General features: G+C 68.6%; 16 protein-coding genes. 7 read left to right on the forward strand and 9 right to left on the reverse strand.

Translation table 11 applies throughout. The annotated features are described in order from the left end of the window. Position 1 precedes the first annotated feature (1 nt). Positions 2 to 421: a VOC family protein gene (locus A37U_RS0104790; protein ID WP_020495479.1), complete on the reverse strand. Its 420-nt coding sequence runs from the start codon at positions 419 to 421 to the stop codon at positions 2 to 4. Positions 422 to 557: 136 nt separating this feature from the next. Between A37U_RS0104790 and A37U_RS0104795 the strand changes: the two genes are divergently transcribed. Beyond that, positions 558 to 1937: an Nramp family divalent metal transporter gene (locus A37U_RS0104795; protein WP_020495480.1), complete on the forward strand. Its 1380-nt coding sequence runs from the start codon at positions 558 to 560 to the stop codon at positions 1935 to 1937. Between the two features lie 381 nt (positions 1938 to 2318). Here A37U_RS0104795 and A37U_RS0104805 read toward each other — a convergent pair whose 3' ends face one another. The 4 genes from A37U_RS0104805 to A37U_RS0104820 are packed head-to-tail and all read right to left on the reverse strand — an operon-like array spanning position 2319 to position 6079. After that, entirely contained in the window at positions 2319 to 3470 is a 1152-nt protein-coding gene (locus A37U_RS0104805) for an acetyl-CoA C-acetyltransferase (RefSeq protein ID WP_020495482.1), read from the reverse strand. Next, on the reverse strand, positions 3470 to 4105 hold the full coding sequence (locus A37U_RS0104810) for a TetR/AcrR family transcriptional regulator (RefSeq protein ID WP_020495483.1): 636 nt from the start codon (positions 4103 to 4105) through the stop codon (positions 3470 to 3472). The genes A37U_RS0104805 and A37U_RS0104810 overlap by 1 nt, the downstream gene beginning before the upstream one ends. A gap of 37 nt (positions 4106 to 4142) precedes the next feature. Next, on the reverse strand, positions 4143 to 4895 hold the full coding sequence (locus A37U_RS0104815; RefSeq protein WP_020495484.1) for an SDR family oxidoreductase: 753 nt from the start codon (positions 4893 to 4895) through the stop codon (positions 4143 to 4145). Further along, positions 4892 to 6079: an acyl-CoA dehydrogenase family protein gene (locus tag A37U_RS0104820; protein ID WP_020495485.1), complete on the reverse strand. Its 1188-nt coding sequence runs from the start codon at positions 6077 to 6079 to the stop codon at positions 4892 to 4894. The genes A37U_RS0104815 and A37U_RS0104820 overlap by 4 nt, the downstream gene beginning before the upstream one ends. Positions 6080 to 6139: 60 nt before the next feature. On the opposite strand from A37U_RS0104820, the gene A37U_RS0104825 reads away from it, so the two are divergent. The 5 genes from A37U_RS0104825 (at position 6140) to A37U_RS0104845 (ending at position 11769) form a co-directional block, all read left to right on the forward strand. Then, positions 6140 to 7666, forward strand: a complete 1527-nt coding sequence (locus A37U_RS0104825; RefSeq protein ID WP_020495486.1) for a FadD3 family acyl-CoA ligase — start codon at positions 6140 to 6142, stop codon at positions 7664 to 7666. 108 nt (positions 7667 to 7774) lie between these two features. Beyond that, a complete protein-coding gene (locus tag A37U_RS0104830) occupies positions 7775 to 8614 on the forward strand; it encodes an enoyl-CoA hydratase (protein ID WP_020495487.1) in 840 nt (279 codons plus the stop codon). Position 8615: 1 nt separating this feature from the next. Then, positions 8616 to 9743, forward strand: a complete 1128-nt coding sequence (locus tag A37U_RS0104835) for an acyl-CoA dehydrogenase family protein (RefSeq protein ID WP_020495488.1) — start codon at positions 8616 to 8618, stop codon at positions 9741 to 9743. After that, positions 9740 to 10726 carry an acyl-CoA dehydrogenase family protein gene (locus A37U_RS0104840; protein WP_020495489.1) on the forward strand — a complete coding sequence of 329 codons (987 nt, stop codon included), beginning with the start codon at positions 9740 to 9742 and terminating at the stop codon, positions 10724 to 10726. The genes A37U_RS0104835 and A37U_RS0104840 overlap by 4 nt, the downstream gene beginning before the upstream one ends. Next, positions 10723 to 11769 carry an acyl-CoA dehydrogenase family protein gene (locus tag A37U_RS0104845; RefSeq protein WP_020495490.1) on the forward strand — a complete coding sequence of 349 codons (1047 nt, stop codon included), beginning with the start codon at positions 10723 to 10725 and terminating at the stop codon, positions 11767 to 11769. The genes A37U_RS0104840 and A37U_RS0104845 overlap by 4 nt, the downstream gene beginning before the upstream one ends. On the opposite strand, the gene A37U_RS0104850 is transcribed toward A37U_RS0104845, so the two are convergent. The 4 genes from A37U_RS0104850 to rhmD are packed head-to-tail and all read right to left on the reverse strand — an operon-like array spanning position 11747 to position 15743. Beyond that, positions 11747 to 12490, reverse strand: coding sequence for a tyrosine-protein phosphatase (locus A37U_RS0104850; RefSeq protein WP_020495491.1), 744 nt, complete (start codon positions 12488 to 12490; stop codon positions 11747 to 11749). The two genes, A37U_RS0104845 and A37U_RS0104850, sit on opposite strands and share 23 nt — an antisense overlap. Next, positions 12487 to 13695: a kynureninase gene (locus tag A37U_RS0104855; protein ID WP_020495492.1), complete on the reverse strand. Its 1209-nt coding sequence runs from the start codon at positions 13693 to 13695 to the stop codon at positions 12487 to 12489. The genes A37U_RS0104850 and A37U_RS0104855 overlap by 4 nt, the downstream gene beginning before the upstream one ends. Beyond that, positions 13695 to 14525 (reverse strand): tryptophan 2,3-dioxygenase, encoded by an 831-nt coding sequence (locus A37U_RS54775; protein ID WP_020495493.1) that lies wholly within the window; start codon positions 14523 to 14525, stop codon positions 13695 to 13697. Before A37U_RS54775 ends, A37U_RS0104855 begins: the two co-directional genes overlap by 1 nt. 21 nt (positions 14526 to 14546) lie before the next feature. Continuing rightward, a complete protein-coding gene (gene rhmD / locus A37U_RS0104865) occupies positions 14547 to 15743 on the reverse strand; it encodes an L-rhamnonate dehydratase (protein WP_020495494.1) in 1197 nt (398 codons plus the stop codon). 93 nt (positions 15744 to 15836) lie between these two features. Here rhmD and A37U_RS0104870 point away from each other — a divergent pair, with 93 nt between their 5' ends. Next, a complete protein-coding gene (locus tag A37U_RS0104870) occupies positions 15837 to 16601 on the forward strand; it encodes a putative hydro-lyase (protein WP_205622874.1) in 765 nt (254 codons plus the stop codon). Positions 16602 to 16615 lie beyond the last annotated feature (14 nt).

Raw genomic sequence — 16615 nt, forward strand, 5'->3', positions numbered from 1 at the left:
GTCACTTCGTTCGCTGCCGCCCGTCCAGGAAGGCGGTGAGTTGTTCCCTGCTCGGATGGCCCCAGCCGATGCAGAACGGATGCCCGGCAGGGTCGGCGTAGACCTGGTGTCCCTGCGCACTTTCCGGATCGGGTGCGGACCGCAGCAGAGTGGCTCCCCGTGCGATCACTTCCTCGTGTGCGGCGCGCGGATCCTCGACGTGCAGGTCGAGATGGATCTGCTGGGGCTCACCGTCCGGCCAGCGGGGCGGAACATGGTCCGGAACCAGCTGTACACCGATCCGCCACTCCCCATCGGCGTCGATGACACTGTGCCAGGTTTCGTCCTGGAGAACATAGCCACCGAGAACAGCGGCCCAGAACGTGCTTTCGGTGTGGAGCTCGGCAGCGTCGAACACGATCACGGTCCGTACCGTTCGCATGCTTCATCCTCGGCGGCACGGCGATGGGCGTCAAGGCTCACGCGAAACCGAATACACCAAAAGTCGCTCAGTGCCTATTTATCACAAAACGATCACATCGCTTGTTTCGGGAATTCCGGAATGACATGGATTCCGCATGACAGAGCTGTCGGAGCCCTCGGAACAGACGGCCGGTGCAGCCGAACAGCCCCGGTGGCGGCTGATCGGACCGGGCATCGTGGTCGCCGCGACCGGGGTCGGCGCGGGATATCTCGTCGCGACCCTGATCGCGGGCAGCCGGTTCGGCTACACGCTGCTGTGGGCGGCGGTCATCGGCTGCCTGGTGAAGATCGGGCTCGCCGAGGCGGTCGGGCGTTGGCATCTGGCCACCGGGGAGACCATGTACTCGGGCTGGCGGTCTCTCGGCCGTTGGACGAGCTGGTATTTCGGGCCGTACATCGTCGTCTGGGGATTCGTCTACGGCGCGACGGCGATGTCGGCGGTCGCCCTGCCGCTGGCCGCGTTGTTCGGCGGGGAGCTCATCTGGTGGGCGATCGGGGCCGGGATTCTCGGTCTGGTGGTGGTCTGGTTCGGCCGCTACGGCGTGTTCGAGAAGATCATCGCGGTGCTCACCGGGGTCACGGTGGTCACCGTCGTCGGACTCGCCATGCTCACCCTGCCCCACATTCCCGGCCTGCTCTCCGGTCTGCTGCCGACGTTGCCGAGTGGTTCGGTCGTGTACACCCTCGGCCTGATCGGCGGGGTCGGTGGCACGATCACCATGGCCACCTGCGGGTACTGGGTGAACGCGAAGGGCTGGCGGGACGTGCGCTGGCTGCGCGTGATGCGCGTCGACAACACGGTCGCCTACCTCACCACGGGCATCTTCGTGATCGCCATGCTCGTGGTCGGAGTGGAGCTGCTGTACTCCGCGAACATCGCGCTGTCCAGTGGGGACAAGGGTCTGCTCCAGCTGGACACGGTGCTCGCGCAGCGCTATGGGCCGGTGATCGCCACGGTCTTCCTCCTCGGCTTCTTCGCGGTCTCCTTCTCCTCGGTGCTGGGGGTGTGGAACGGGGTCAGCCTGATGTTCGCGGATTTCGTGCGTGGGCGCGGGCTCGGACGCCGGAGCGGAGAAGCCACGGCGAGCACCGATGTGGAACAAATCCGGCGCAGTATCCCGTTCCGCGGTTACCTGTTGTGGCTGACCTTTCCGCCGATCGTGCTGCTGCTGTTCGACAAGCCGTTCGCGATCGTGATCGCCTACGGCGTGTTCGGCGCGCTGTTCATGCCGTTCCTGGCGATCACCTTGCTGTGGCTGCTGAATTCCCGGCTGGTGCCGGAGAAGTTTCGTAGTGGCTGGCTGTCCAATGCGGTGCTCGCCGCGGCAGGCGTGCTGTTTCTGTTTCCTCGCGGGGCACGAGGTCGTCGACTTGTTCTGAGGCCGGACCCGGATCGCCGGTATTCGAGTGGGGTGAATTCCGGTTTTCCGTGGGGGATGCGGACTTCCCATTCGGTGTGGTGGATCAGGGTGTGATTCCGAGCGCACCGAACAACACTCGCGCACGGTCGGCCATCCTGCGTGCTTCCGCGCGGCTGATCCGCAGCAGGTCCTCCACCATCGACGCCGTGGAACGCCGTAGCCGAATTCGACCGGCGCACCGTGTTTGGCAAGGCGCGCAACAAGATCCAGGACTTCGGCCTCGGCACGCCGCAGCTCGGTGAACCGTTCGCCGAGCCCGGCGAGCATTTCACTATTCGACAACGCAGTGCCGATATCCCCAGTGTTCATGGGGTCTATGACTACCAGCGAAACGGGTCCCGTTCGGACGACTTCGCCAGAATCGCCCGAACGGACCAACCTCACTTTCCCAAGCGGCGCTGTCTTTTCAACGGCCTAAACAGCTCGCAACTCCGATCAAAGCCGTTCGATGATGGTGACGTTGGCTTGTCCGCCACCTTCACACATCACCTGCAGCCCGTACCGGCCCTGTACGCGTTCGAGTTCGTGCAGCATGGTGGCGAGCAGTTTGGTGCCGCTGGCGCCGATGGGGTGGCCGAGCGCGATCGCCCCGCCGTTGCGGTTGACCCGTGCGGGGTCGGCGCCGGTTTCGGTGAGCCAGGCGAGCACGACGCTGGCGAAGGCTTCGTTCACCTCGAACACGTCGATGTCGGCGACGGAAAGACCGGTGCGCTCGAGTGCGTGTTTGGTGGCCGGGATCGGGCCGGTGAGCATGTAGACGGGGTCGGCGCCGCGTGCCGAGACGTGGTGCACCCGTGCCTTGGGCCGGAGCTCGTGCTGTTCGACGTAGCGGGGCGAGCACACGAGCGCGGCGCTCGCTCCGTCGGAGATCTGGCTGGCCAGCGCGGCGGTCATCCGCCCGCCTTCGCGCAATGGTTTGAGCCCGGACATCTTCTCCAGGCTGGTGTCCGCGCGCGGTCCTTCGTCGGCGCGCAGTTCGCCGTAGGGCGCGATTTCGGCCTCGAAACGCCCGTCCCGCATGGCGTCCAGGGCCTTGGTATGACTGTCCAAAGCGAACAGTTCCATGGATTCGCGGGAGATCTCCCAGTATTCGGCGATCAGTTCGGCCGCGTTGAACTGGGAGACCTCGACGTCGCCGTAGCGCTTCTCCCAGCCGGTGGAACCTTCGAACGGGGTCGGGAAGCCGAACTGTTCGCCGACGGTCATGGCCGAGGCGATGGGGATCGCGCTCATGTTCTGCACTCCGCCCGCGATCACCGCGTCGGCGGTTCCGGAAAGCACGGCCTGCGCGGCGAACTGCACCGCCTGCTGCGAAGAGCCGCACTGCCGGTCCACGGTGACTCCGGGCACGTATTCGGGGAATCCCGCGGCGAGCCACGCGGTCCGCGCGATGTTCCCGGCCTGCGGGCCGAGCGTGTCCACGCAGCCGAAGATCACGTCGTCCACGGTCGCCGGGTCGACATCGGTGCGCGCCAGCAGGGCAGCGAGCACGTGCGCCCCGAGGTCGGCGGAGTGCACTCCGGAGAGTGCCCCGCCCTTGCGCCCGACCGGGGTGCGGACCGCGTCGATGATGTAAGCCTCGGTCATTACGCCTCCTTGGTGAGGGGTTTCCGGTCCCCGACCCCGATTCCGTCGATCAGAATGGCCAGGTATTCCTTGGCGATCGCGCCCGCGGTCAGTGCCCCGTCCGGGCGGTACCAGCGCACCGCGAGCCACACCGTGTCCCTGATGAACCGGTAGGTGAGCTCGATGTCGAGGTCATCGCGGAAGACCCCGTCCGCGGCCCCCTTGTTGAGCATATCGGTCCAGTACCCGCGGAATTCGGCATTGCGTTTCGTGAGATAGGAAAACCGTTCGAACTGGGCGAGGTGCGCGGATTCGTTCTGGTAGATCGCCACATCCGATGGCCGCCGTTCGATCGCTTCGAACGAGACGAGCACGAACGCCTCCAGCGCCTCGCGTGGATCGGTGTGGGTGCGCATGATCTCGGAATAGTTACCGAAAAGCTCGTCCAGGAAATCGGTGAGTATCTCGTCGACCATCGATTCCTTGGAGTCGAAATGGTGATATAGGCTACCCGAGAGAATACCCGCCTCGTCCGCGATATCGCGCACCGTCGTCGAACGGAAACCGCGTTCGGCGAACAGTCTCGCGGCGAGGCTGAGCAATTCCGCCCTGCGCACCGAGGAGCCCGAATCCTTACGCTGTTTTCCCTTATTCATGTGACGCTGCCTCGCTCATCGTTTCTCCCCTGCCCGTTCACGGATGCTGGCTGCTCGCCGAAATGACCTCGCCGGTCAGATAGGAAGCATATTCGCTCGCCAGGAACACCATCACGTTCGCTACCTCCTCGGGACGGGCCGAACGCCCGAACGCCTCCTTCGCGGTCAGTTCTTCGAGCAGCTCGCCGGTGGTCACCTTCTCCAGGAAGGGATGCATGACCAGGCTCGGCGCGACCGCGTTCACCCGGATGCCGTGTTCGGCGACATCCATGGCCGCGCACCGGGTCAGTGCCATCACCCCCGCTTTGGCCGCCGCGTAATGCGCTTGGCCGGGCTGCGCGCGCCAGCCGATCACCGAGGCATTGTTCACCACCGCCCCGCTGCCCTGCTCGACCATTCTGCGCAGCGCGGCGCGGGTGGCGCGGAAGGTGCCGTTCAGCGTCACATCCAGCACCTTGGCCCAGGATTCGTCGGTCATCTCGAGTACCGAGCAGGTGTCCCCGAGCCCGGCGTTGTTGATCAGCACGTCGATGCGCCCGCACTGCCCGGCCGCGAAGGACATCAGATCCTCCACCGATTCGGTCGAGGACACATCGCACGGGGTGGCGAACACCGAACCGGGATAGTCGGCGGCGAGCTCATCGCGGGTCTCGCCGAGCCGGCGCTCGTGCCGGTCGCTGAGTACCACGCGCGCGCCCTCTTCGAGACAGCGCCGTGCCGCCGCCGAGCCGATCCCGGTCCCCGCGGCCGCGGTGATCACGACCACTTTGCCGGTGAGCATGTCCGTCATCGCGCCTCTTTCGGTAGGCCGAGCACCCGCTCGGCGATGATGTTGCGCTGTATCTCGTTGGAGCCGCCGTAGATGGTGTCCGCCCTGCTGAACAGGTACAGCCGCTGCCACTGGTCCAGGCCGCCGTCGGCGGTCAGTCCCGCGGCGCCCTCCGCGCGCATGGCGAGTTCACCGAGGCGGCGATGCCAGTTGGCCCACAACAGTTTCGCGACCGAGGCCTGCCCCGCTCCCCCGTCCTTCTCGGACATGCCGAGGGTGCGCAGCGCGTGTTCGCGCATCACCTCCAGCTCGAGCCGGGAGCGGCTGAGTTCCTCGGCGAACCCGGGATCCGTCAGCATCCCGCTCGCCGCCGCCTGTGCGCGCACACCTTCCCATTCCCTGCGGAACCGCACCTGCTGGCCGAGGGTGGAAACGCCGCGTTCGAAGGTGAGCGTGCCCATCGCGACCCGCCAGCCCTGGCCTGGTTCACCGACGACGAGATCCGCGGATGTGCGCGCGCCGTCGAAGTACACCTCGTTGAACTCGCTGGTCCCGGTGAGCTGTTCGATCGGGCGGACGGTCACGCCTTCCTGGTTCATCGGCACGAGCAGATAACTCAGGCCGGCGTGCCGTTTCGAACCCGGTTCGGTGCGGGCGAGCACGAAACACCAGTCGGACAGATGCGCCAGCGAGGTCCAGATCTTCTGCCCGTCGATCACCCACTCGCCATCCTCGAGGCGCGCGGTGGTGCGCACCGAGGCGAGATCGGATCCGGCGCCCGGTTCCGAATAACCCTGGCACCACAGCTCCTCGATCGCCCGGATCTTCGGCAGGAACCGCTGCTGCTGTTCGGGGGTGCCGTAGGCGATCAGGGTCGGGCCGAGCAGCTGCTCCCCGAAGTGGTTCACCCCGGCGGGGGCATTCGCGGCGGCGTACTCCTCGTGGAAGACCACCTGCTCAGCGAGGCTCGCCCCGCGCCCACCATGTTCGGCGGGCCAGCCGAGACAGGTCCAGCCCGCCGCGGCGAGATGTCGTTCCCATTCCAGGCGGAGTTCGAACGCCTCGTGTTCGCTTCCCGGCCCACCGAGGCCGCGCAGCTCGGCGAACCGGCCGCGCAGGTTCTCCTCGAGCCAGGCACGGACCTGCTGCCGGAACCCGGCGAGATCGGGGTCTGCGGTCACCGGAACCTCCATCGCGGCGGACATCTGGCCAACGGACGAAAGCTAGCGTAGCCTACCAAGCACTTGCTAGGTAAGGAGTGGAACGTGCCGATCCAGACGACACCGCAAGCGGTCGCCTCGGCTGCCGAGCGGTTCGGCGCGGGTGAGGCGATCGTCGACGGGGAGACCCGGCTGTCGTTCACCGAACTGCACGAGCAGGTGCGCATGCTCGCCGGATTCTTCGCCGAGCAGGGTATCCGGGCAGGTGACCGGATCGCGCTGTGCGCCCCGAACACCTGGCACTGGGTGGTCGCCGCGCTCGGCGCGCAGTACGCGGGCGGGGTGCTCGTCCCGGTCAACACCCGGTTCACCGGACCGGAGATGCTCGATGTGGTGCGCCGCAGCCAGGCGCGGGCGCTGGTGATCGCGGGCACGTTCCTGGACACCGACCGGCTGGCCGCGCTGCGCTCCAGCGCGGCCGAGGCCGATGTCCAGCTGCCCGAGACGGTGCTGCGCATTCCGGTGGAAACCGAGGCTGGTGACAGGCAGGACGCCACCGAACCGGGTGTGCGCGAATGGCGGGAGCTTCCCGCGCGGCCGGTGGATATCCCCGTCACGGGCGATGATCTTTCCGACATCCTGTTCACTTCCGGGACTTCCGGGCGCAGCAAGGGGGCGATGAGCGCGCACCGGCAGGCGATCGGGGTCGCGCAGGCCTGGGGTGCGCGCACCGGGCTGCGCGAGGGCGATCGCTACCTGGCGATCAACCCCTTCTTCCACAGCTTCGGCTACAAGGCGGGCATCCTCGCCTGCCTGCTGTACGGCGCCTGCCTTGTGCCCCAGGCGGTCTTCGAGCCCGGGCGCACCCTGGACCTGGTGGAGTCCGAGGGGATCACCGTGCTGCCTGGAGCGCCGACGGTGTACCAGTCGCTGCTGGACCGTCCGCGCCGGCCGAGCGGGAACACCCTGCGGCTGGCCGTGACCGGGGCCGCGACCGTGCCGGTGCCGCTGATCGAGCGGATGCGTACCGAGCTCGGGTTCCGCGATGTGCTTACCGGATACGGGCTCACCGAGGCGGTCGTGGCGACCCTGTGCTCCCCCGAGGACGACATCGAGACCGTGGCGCACAGCGCGGGCCGGGTCACCGCGGACTTCGAACTGCGTATCGCCGCGAACGGAGAGATCTGCTTGCGCGGCCCCAATGTGATGCTCGGCTACCTGGACGATCCGATCGCCACGGCGAATGCGATCGATGCGGACGGCTGGCTGCACACCGGGGATGTCGGGGTGCTCGACGAGAACGGGAACGTGCGGATCACCGACCGGCTCAAGGACATGTACATCTGCGGCGGATTCAACGTCTACCCCGCCGAGATCGAGCACGAGCTGCATGGCCTTTCCGGAGTGCGCGATGTGGCGGTGATCGGGGTGCCCGACGAACGGCTCGGTCAGGTCGGCAAGGCCTATCTGGTCACCGAGGAGGGCAGCGTGCTCACCGAACCGGAAGTGATCGAGTTCTGCCGCACCCGGCTGGCGAACTACAAAGTCCCCCGCGCGGTCGAGTTCACCGCGACGCTGCCGCGCAACGCCGCGGGCAAGGTACTCAAACGGGTTCTGCGGAAGGAGGCGTAATGACCGATCCTGATCGTTTCCCGCGGTCATGGAGCCGACCGGGTGCGCTGCCCGGGTGTGGGTGGCCCACAGGGACGAGTCCGCAAAACACAGAGGAGAAATAACAACATGGCTGAAGAGGTGGTCAGCTACGAGCGGCGCGGGCGCATCGCGGTGGTGACGATGAACCGTCCCGAATACCGCAATGCCCAGAATTCCGCGATGACCTACGCGCTCGACGACGCGTTCACCCGCGCGGTGAACGACGACGAGGTCGGAGTGATCGTGCTCGCCGGTTCCGGCAAGCATTTCTCGGCGGGCCACGATATCGGCACCCCCGGCCGGGATGTGGACCAGAGCTTCGAACGGCGCGCGGTGCAGTGGTGGGATCACGTCGGAGCGAGCGGCGGGGACAATCGCTTCGCGCGGGAGATGGAGGTCTACCTGGGTATGTGCCGCCGCTGGCGGGAACTGCCGAAGCCGACCATCGCGATGGTGCAGGGCGCCTGCATCGCGGGCGGGCTGATGCTGGCCTGGGTGTGCGATCTGATCATCGCGAGCGAGGATGCCTTCTTCGCCGATCCGGTGCTGCGCATGGGAATTCCCGGGGTCGAGTACTTCGCCCACCCCTGGGTGCTCGGGCCGAGGGGCGCGAAGGAGGCACTGTTCACCGGGCAGCGCTTCGACGCGAACCGCGCCTATGAGCTCGGCATGCTGTCCAAGGTGGTGCCGCGCGCCGAACTCGAGGAGCGGGTGTTCGAGACGGCCGAACAGATCGCCACGATGCCCAGGTTCGGTCTCGCGCTGGCCAAGAAAGCGGTCAACCAGGCCGAGGATCTGATGGGCATGCGCTCCGGGATGGACGCGGCCTTCGGGCTGCACCATCTCGCGCACGCGCACAACGCGGAGACATCCACGGACTCGCTCGGCGGCCAGGATGCCCGCTCCATGCGGGAAGGCGGGGCCTAGCGTGGATCTGGAATTCGACGAGGAAGCCCGCGCGTTCCGTACCGAGGTCGCCGATTGGTTGCGGGACAACGCACCCACACTGTCCTCGATGGACACCGTGGAGGGTTTCGAGCAGCACCGGGCCTGGGAACACCAGCTCGCCGAGCAGCGGCTCTCGGTGGTCTCCTGGCCGCGCGAGTACGGGGGCCGGGACGCGGGGCTGCTGCACTGGCTGATCTTCGAGGAGGAGTACTACGCGGCAGGCGCCCCGGGCAGGGTGAGCCAGAACGGGATCTTCCTGCTCGCCCCGACCCTGTTCACGCACGGCACCGAGGAGCAGTGCGCGCGCATCCTGCCGGGCATGGCGAACGGGGACCAGATCTGGGCACAGGCCTGGTCCGAGCCGGAGGCGGGAAGTGACCTGGCCGCGCTGCGCGCCAGCGCCGAACGGACCGAGGGCGGCTGGCTGCTGTCCGGGCAGAAGACCTGGAGTTCCCGGGCCGCGTTCGCCGACCGGGGCTTCGGTCTGTTCCGTACCGATCCGGACGCGGTGCGCCATCGCGGTCTCACCTATTTCCTCTTCGACCTGCGCGCCGAGGGGGTCACGGTACGCCCGATCCCCCAGCTGGACGGGGAACCGGGTTTCGCGGAGATCTTCTTCGACCGGGTGTTCGTGCCCGATGCGGATGTGCTCGGCGAACCCGGCGGTGGCTGGCGGGTCGCGATGAGCACCGCCAGCAACGAGCGCGGACTCTCGCTGCGCAGCCCCGGCCGCTACCTGGCGACCGCGCGGCGGCTGCGCGAATTCTGGGGCGAGGGCGGCGAACCGGCGGATGCCGCGGACGCGGTCGCCGATGCGGTGATCGGGGCCCGCGCCTATCAGCTCTCCACCTTCGAGACCGCGAGCAGGCTCGCCGACGGTGGCTCGCTCGGCGCGGAATCGAGCGTGAACAAGGTGTTCTGGTCCGAGCTGGACATCGCGATGCACGAGACGGCACTGGAACTGCGCGGCCCGTTCGCCGAGTGCCGCGATCCCTGGCTGGACGGGTACCTGTTCTCCCTCGCCGGGCCGATCTACGCGGGCACCAACGAAATCCAGCGTGATCTGATCGCCGAACGCATTCTCGGCCTGCCACGGGGTGACCGATGAAACTGACACTGGAAACCGAACGCGAACAGTTCGCCGAGAGCATCACCGCCCTGCTCGACGCGGCCCGTGTCCCGGACGCCGCCCGTGCCTGGGCGGCCGGGGACCACGCCCCGGGGCGCACGATTCTGTCCGGGCTGGCCGAACTCGGGGTCACCGGGCTCGCCGTCCCGGAGGAGCACGGCGGCCTCGGCGCGGAGGCGATGGATCTGGTCACCGCGTTCCGGGTGCTCGGCGAACACGCGGTGCCCGGGCCGCTCGTGGAGAGCATCGCCTTCGTACCCACACTGTTCACCGGGCTCTCCGATGTGGACGACTGCGCGAAGTGGTTGCCGGAGCTGGCTTCCGGGGCCGTGCTGGCCAGTGTGCGTTCGCTGCCGCTGACCCCGTACGCCCTGGACGCCGACCTCGCCGCGGTGCTCGCGGTGCTGGAGGGCGAACGACTGTGCTTCGGCACCCCGGCCGCGAGCCTCGGCTCGGTGGATCCGACCCGGCGGCTGTTCGAGGTGGATCCCGAGGCAGGTGTGCGGGCGGAGGGGCCCGCGGTGCGCGCGGCCGGGGCACACGCCTTCGAGCTCGGGGCGCTCGCCTGCGCCGCCCAGTTGCTCGGTCTCGGCACGGGTGCGCTGCGCATGGCGGTCGAGTACGCCAAGGCACGCAGCCAGTTCGGCCGCCCGATCGGGAGCTTCCAGGCGGTGAAACATCAGCTGGCCGAGGCGCACATCGGGCTCGAACTGGCCCGCCCGCTGGTGCACGGCGCCGCGATCACGCTGTCGTCCTGGGAGGTCTCCGCCGCGAAACGCGCCTGCGCGCGGGCAGCGGACCGGGCGGGGCGGGCGGCACTACAGGTGCACGGCGCGATCGGCTACACCAGCGAGCACGAGCTTTCCCTGTGGCTGACCAAGATCCGCGCGCTGTGCGCGGCCTGGGGAGGGAATGCCTTCCACCGGGACCGGGTGCTGAGCGGAACACGGGAGGCGCCATGATCTCGACGAGCAACGCGGTCGAACCGACCACCGAGCAGCGTGCCCTCGCCGAGAGCGTGCGTGCCCTGCTCGCGGCCGGTCACCCGGATCCGTGGCCGCGGCTGTGCGCCGAGATCGGGGTCGCCGCGCTGGAGATTCCCGAGGAATACGGCGGTTTCGGCGCGGGAATCGCCGAAACCCAGGTGGTGCTCGAGGAGCTGGGCAGGGTGCTCGCGCCCGGCCCGATGCTCGGTTCGGTGGTGCTCGCCGGTCAGGCCCTGCTCGCCAGCCGGGATGAGGCGGCCTGCGCCCGTCTACTGCCGGACATCGCCTCCGGGGAGGCCACGGCAGCGCTCGCCTGGACCGGCGTGGAGGGCGACTGGGCGGCACCCGCACTACGCGTCGAGGACGGGCGCCTTTCCGGAACCGCGCACTATGTGCTGGACGGCGCGGAGGCGCACATCCTGCTCGCGCTCGCCGATACCGGGGACGGGACCGGGCTGTTCGAGCTCAGCGCGGGCGCGGATGTGCGCGCGGTGCCCACGCTCGATCCCGGGCGGCCGCTGGCGAGGGTGACCGTGGACCGGGTGCCCGCCACCCGGATCGGCGGCGAACTGGGCGCCGAGCTCGGACCGCTGCGGGATCGGGCCTGCCTCGCGCTGGCCGCCGAATCGCTCGGGGCCGCGGCGCACTGCCTCGAACAGACCGTCGCCTATTGCGGGCAGCGGGTGCAGTTCGGCCGCCCGATCGGGAGTTTCCAGGCGATCAAACACCGGCTCGCGGACGCGCACGTGCAACTCGAAGCGGCCCGCTCGGCCTGCTACGCCGCCGCGGCGGAACCCGGTCCGGAGCGGGCGGCGATCGCACGGATCCAGAGCAGCGAGGCGTTCTCCGCGATCGCCGCGGAGATGATCCAGCTGCACGGCGGGATCGCGATCACCGCGGAGCACGAGGCGCACCACTATTTCAAGCGGGCGCACGGATCCGCGGTGCTGTTCGGGCAACCGCGGGCGCAGCTGGCCCGGCTCGGCGCGAACTGGCTCAGCGAACCAGTGCCGACCTGAGCCGTTCCAGGTTTTCCTCGCGGACACCGAGACCGGTGAGGAATCCGGTGACCGAACCGTGGAGTTCGGTGATACCGCGCAGGAAGACGAGCATGGTCTCGTGTTTCGCGTGCAGCATGGCGGGCGGCAGCGCGGCGAACGCGGGCGGGGTGTCGTCCTCGTTCCCCGCGGCGAGCGAGGCCACCCAGCGGGCGGTGGCCTGCTCGCTGAGCGCGTAGTCCGCCGCGATCACCTCCGCGGAGACGCCGAGAACGGCGAGCAGCAGCGCGGCCAGTACGCCGGTGCGGTCCTTGCCCGCCGCGCAGTGAAACACCGCGGGCAACCGCTCCGGTTCGGCGAGCTCGGTGAACGCCTCGCACAGCGCGGCCGCCCCGGTGCGCGTGGTGTCGAGGTAGTGCTCGGCGGCGAAGGCCGGATCGGCGCGCTCGAGCTCGGTCGCGGACCACACCGGCGGTTCCGGGCGCAGCGGCAGCACGCGGTGGCGCCCGCGCCAGTTTTCCGGCGGGGTCCACGGCCTGCGCAGCGTCTCGTCCTCGGCCCGCAGATCGAGCACCGTCCGGATGCCGAGCGCGGCGAACCCGTCCCGCCCGTGCGCGGTGAGCCGGTGCAGGCCATCGGAGCGGTAGAGCACCCCTTGGGCCAGGATGCCGCCGCCGGATGTGCGATAGCCGCCGAGATCGCGGAAATTGAAGCAACCCTCCAGTTCGAGAAACCTGGTCACGTCAACTCTCCGATCCGGGCCAGCCCGTCCCACAGTTCGGCGAATCCGGTGGAAAGCGGCGCGGGGCCGAGCCGGATTCCGTCAGGATGCCGGAAATCCACGATCACCCCGTGCTCGATGAACCGTTGCGCGAGCTCGGACCCGCGCTCGTGCTCCAGGGTCACGTGCCCGCCGCGCAGTGCGTCCGTCTCCGGGGTGACGAGCCGGAAACCCAAGGGCCGCAACCATTCCCGCTGAGCGTCCAGGATCATCCCGGTCAGCGCCAGCGATTTCGCCCTGATCGCTTCGATGCCCGCTTCCGCGGTGAGCCCGGCCCCTGCGGCGACCCCGGCGAGCGCGAGCACCGCGGGGGTCCCGGACAGCGCTCGGCGGATCCCGGGCGCCGGACGGTAATCCCGCGCCATCGCGAACACATCCGCGGCGCCGAACCATCCGGTGATCGGCTGGGTGAACTCCTGGAGCAGCCCGGCGCGGGCGTAGAGGAAGCCGGGCGCGCCCGGCCCGGAATTGAGGAACTTGTAGGTGCATCCGACGGCGAAATCGGTGCCGCTCTCCTCGAGCCGGACCGGGATCGCGCCGACGCTGTGGCACAGGTCCCACACGGTGAACGCACCCGCCGCGTGCACGAATTCGTTGATCCCGGCCATGTCCGCGATATAGGCGGAACGGTAGGCGACGTGCGAGAGGGTGACCAGCGCGGTCCGCTCGCTCACCACCTCGCGCAGCAGCTCCACGGTCACTCCGCCGTTCCGCTCGGGCTCGACACAGCGCACGGTCAGGCCGAGTTCGGCGGCGACCGCGTCCACCAGATAGCGATCGGTCGGGAAGTTGTCGGCGTCGGTGACGATCTCGGTGCGCCCGGGCCGCAGCGCGAGCGCCCCGCGCAGCACCTTGTACAGGCACACGCTCGTGGAGTCGGCGAGGATCGTCTGCCCGTTCCTGGCGCCGAGGCAGGATTCCGCGATCAGGTCGCCGAGAACCTGCGGCAGTTCCAGCCAGCCATCGCTCCAGGACCGGATCATCCGCGTACCCCACTGGGTGAACACCAGTTCCCGCAACCGTTCCCAGACTTCACGCGGTGGCCTGCCGAGCGAGTTCCCGTCCAGATAGGCGATCACCCGATCGTCCTCGACCGGGAGGAAACGTTCCCGGAACCGGCCCAGTTCGTCCGCGCGATCGGCCTCGAGCGCCTGTTCCCGGGTCATCACGAGTGCGCCAGCTCCGTTCGCACAGCCAGGATTTCCGGGAAGAACCGGGAATCGAGCGCGGCGCGCAGGAACTCCACCCCCGAGGAACCGCCGGTGCCCTGGTTGCTTCCGATGATCCGTTCCACCGCCTTCATGTGCCGGAACCGCCACAGCTGGAAGGACTCCTCCAGATCCACCAGTTCCTCGCAGGTCTCCCACAGCTGCCAGTGTTCATGCGGGCCGCGGTAGATCCCGGCGAACAGCGCGGTGATCTCGGCGTTCTCGGTGTGCGGGGCGCGCACATCCCGCTCCAGCACCTCGGCGGGAACCGGGTGGCCGGCCCGGGCCAGGTAGCGCAGGAACTCGTCGTAGAGGCTCGGTTCCTCCAGCGCGGTGCGCAGCATCGCCTGCCCATCCGGGTCCTCCCCGCCCGCAGTCTTGGCGAACGTGGCGAGCAGTTCGGCGTTCTTGTTGCCCAGCATGAACTCCACCACCCGGTACTGGGCCGACTGGAACCCCGAGGACTGCTTGAGTACGTGACGGAACGCGATGAATTCGTCCGGGGTCAGGGTTTCCAGCACGGCCCACTGCTCGAACAGCTGGCGCTGCACGTGTTTGACCCGCGCGATCGCCTTGAGCGCGGCACGCAGATCATCGCACCGCAGCTTCGCGCACGCCCAGCGCAGTTCGTGGATGATCAGCTTGAACCACAGCTCGGATGTGTGGTGCTGCACGATGAACAGCAGCTCATCATGCAGTTCCGGATCGGTGCGCGGGCGCTGCGCGGACAGCAGCAGGTCCAGCCGCAGATACTGGGCGTAGGTCAGTTCCTCGTTCTCGGTTCGCACGACTGCTCCTCCTGCGCTGCGCTATCCGTGGGTGTCTGGGCCGTGGGTGTACGGCCGCTCCAACGCGCATTCCGGATTCAGCTCTACTCCGAATCCGGGGGTCTCGTCCAGGGAAAGGGTTCCGTTCTCCGGCACCGGTTCGCCGAGCAGCAGCGGATGGAACATCGGCACCACCTCGCTCGCCTGCGGATGCATCATCAAGAACTCGGAGAACGGGCTGTGCTGCCTGGTGATCGCGAAGTGGTACGAGTACACGCTCGAACCGTGCGGCACCACGAGCACCCCGGCGCTCTCGGCGAGCGCGGAGATCTTCAGCAGTTCGGTGAGCCCACCGCACCAGCCGACATCCGGCTGGATGATGTCGCAGCAGCGCATCTCCAGCAGCATCCGGAAACCCCAGCGGGTGGCCTCGTGTTCCCCGGTGGTGAGCAGCATTCCCTTGGGCATCCGGGTACGCAGCTCGGCATGACCCCAATAGTCGTCGGGGATGAGCGGTTCCTCCAGCCAGCGCAGCCCCACCTCGTGCAGCGCACCGGCGAGCCGGGTCGCGTAGTCCACGTCGAGGGCCATCCAGCAGTCGGCCATCAGCCAGAACTCCGCGTCCACCACATCGCGCATGGCGCGGAACTGTTCCACGGTCTCGGCGAGCCCGGCCGCCCCGTCGGCGGGCGCGTTGTGCACCGGCATCTTCCCGCCGAGAAACCCCATGCCCTCCGCGAGATCCGGGCGCGCGCCGGTCGCGTAGAAGGGTTGGCGATCCCGCACGGCCCCGCCGAGCATCGCGTACACGGGTTCCCCGCGCAGTTTGCCGAGCAGGTCCCAGAGCGCAAGGTCGACCGCGCTGATCGCGTTGAGCACCAGGCCTTTGCGGCCGTAGAACAGGCTCGCCGAGTACATCTGGTCCCAGATGCGTTCGAGTTCGTGCGCGGGCGCGCCCTCCAGGAAGCGGGCGAGGTGGCGCTCCACGATGAACGCGCCCGGCTCCCCCGCGGTGGTCACGCCGAATCCGACGGTCCCGTCGTCCGCCTCGACCTCGACGACCAGGGTGCCGAGCACGTTGAGCCCGAAGGACCGGCGGCTCTCCCGATAGGCCGGGTACTTCGACATCGGCGTGGCGATCCGGTCGTCGATCCAGTGCCCGCCCTGCTGGTCGTGGTAGTCCGCGCCGCCGCCGCGGACCGTGTACGCGCGCACCTCGCGAACCGTCCGTACCGTCACCGGTGACCTCCTCGTCATCAGCCTCGTCATCAGCGTGCCTGTGACATCCCTGTCCCCGGGCATCCTATCCAGCTATCCTTGCCCGGCGTGGAGATCGAATCGGCCGCGGTGCGCGCCCGGTTCCGCGCCGGGCTGCGCTGCCCGAGCGCCGGGTTCGCACCCGGGTACGCGCAGGCGAACCTGGTGGTGGTGCCCGCCGGGTATGCCTACGATGTGCTGCTTTTCGCCCAGCGCAATCCGAAACCCTGCCCGGTTCTCGATGTCACCGATGCCGGGAGCCCGCACACCGTGCTCGCCGAGGACGCCGATCTGCGCACCGACCTGCCCGCCTACCGGGTGTGGCGGTCCGGTGAACTGATCGCCGAACCGGACGATATCCGCGAGTACTGGTCGGCCGATCTCGTCGCCTTCCTCATCGGCTGCAGTTTCACCTTCGAGGCCCCGCTGCTCGCCGAGGGGATCGAGATCCGGCACTTGCGTGCGGGCACGAACGTGCCGATGTACCGCACCGATCGGCGCTGCCGCGCGGCGGGCAGGCTCGCGGGACCGCTGGTGGTCTCGATGCGGCCCCTCCCGGCCGGGCGGGTCGCGGACGCGGTGCGCATCAGCGGCCGGTACCGCTCGGTGCACGGGGCCCCGGTACACATCGGCGCCCCCGAAGCGCTCGGGATCGCGGACCTCTCCGCCCCGGACTTCGGCGACCCCGTGGAGATCCGGCCCGGCGAGGTACCGGTGTTCTGGGCCTGCGGAGTCACCCCGCAGTCCGCGATCATGGCCTCCCGGCCGCCGTTCGCGATCACCCACGCCCCCGGGCACATGTTCGTCACCGATGTCCCCGAACACCACTACGCCGACTGAGCGGGTGCGATCCT

This window comes from Sciscionella marina DSM 45152 (assembly GCF_000379465.1).
In the GTDB taxonomy this organism is placed as follows: domain Bacteria; phylum Actinomycetota; class Actinomycetes; order Mycobacteriales; family Pseudonocardiaceae; genus Sciscionella; species Sciscionella marina.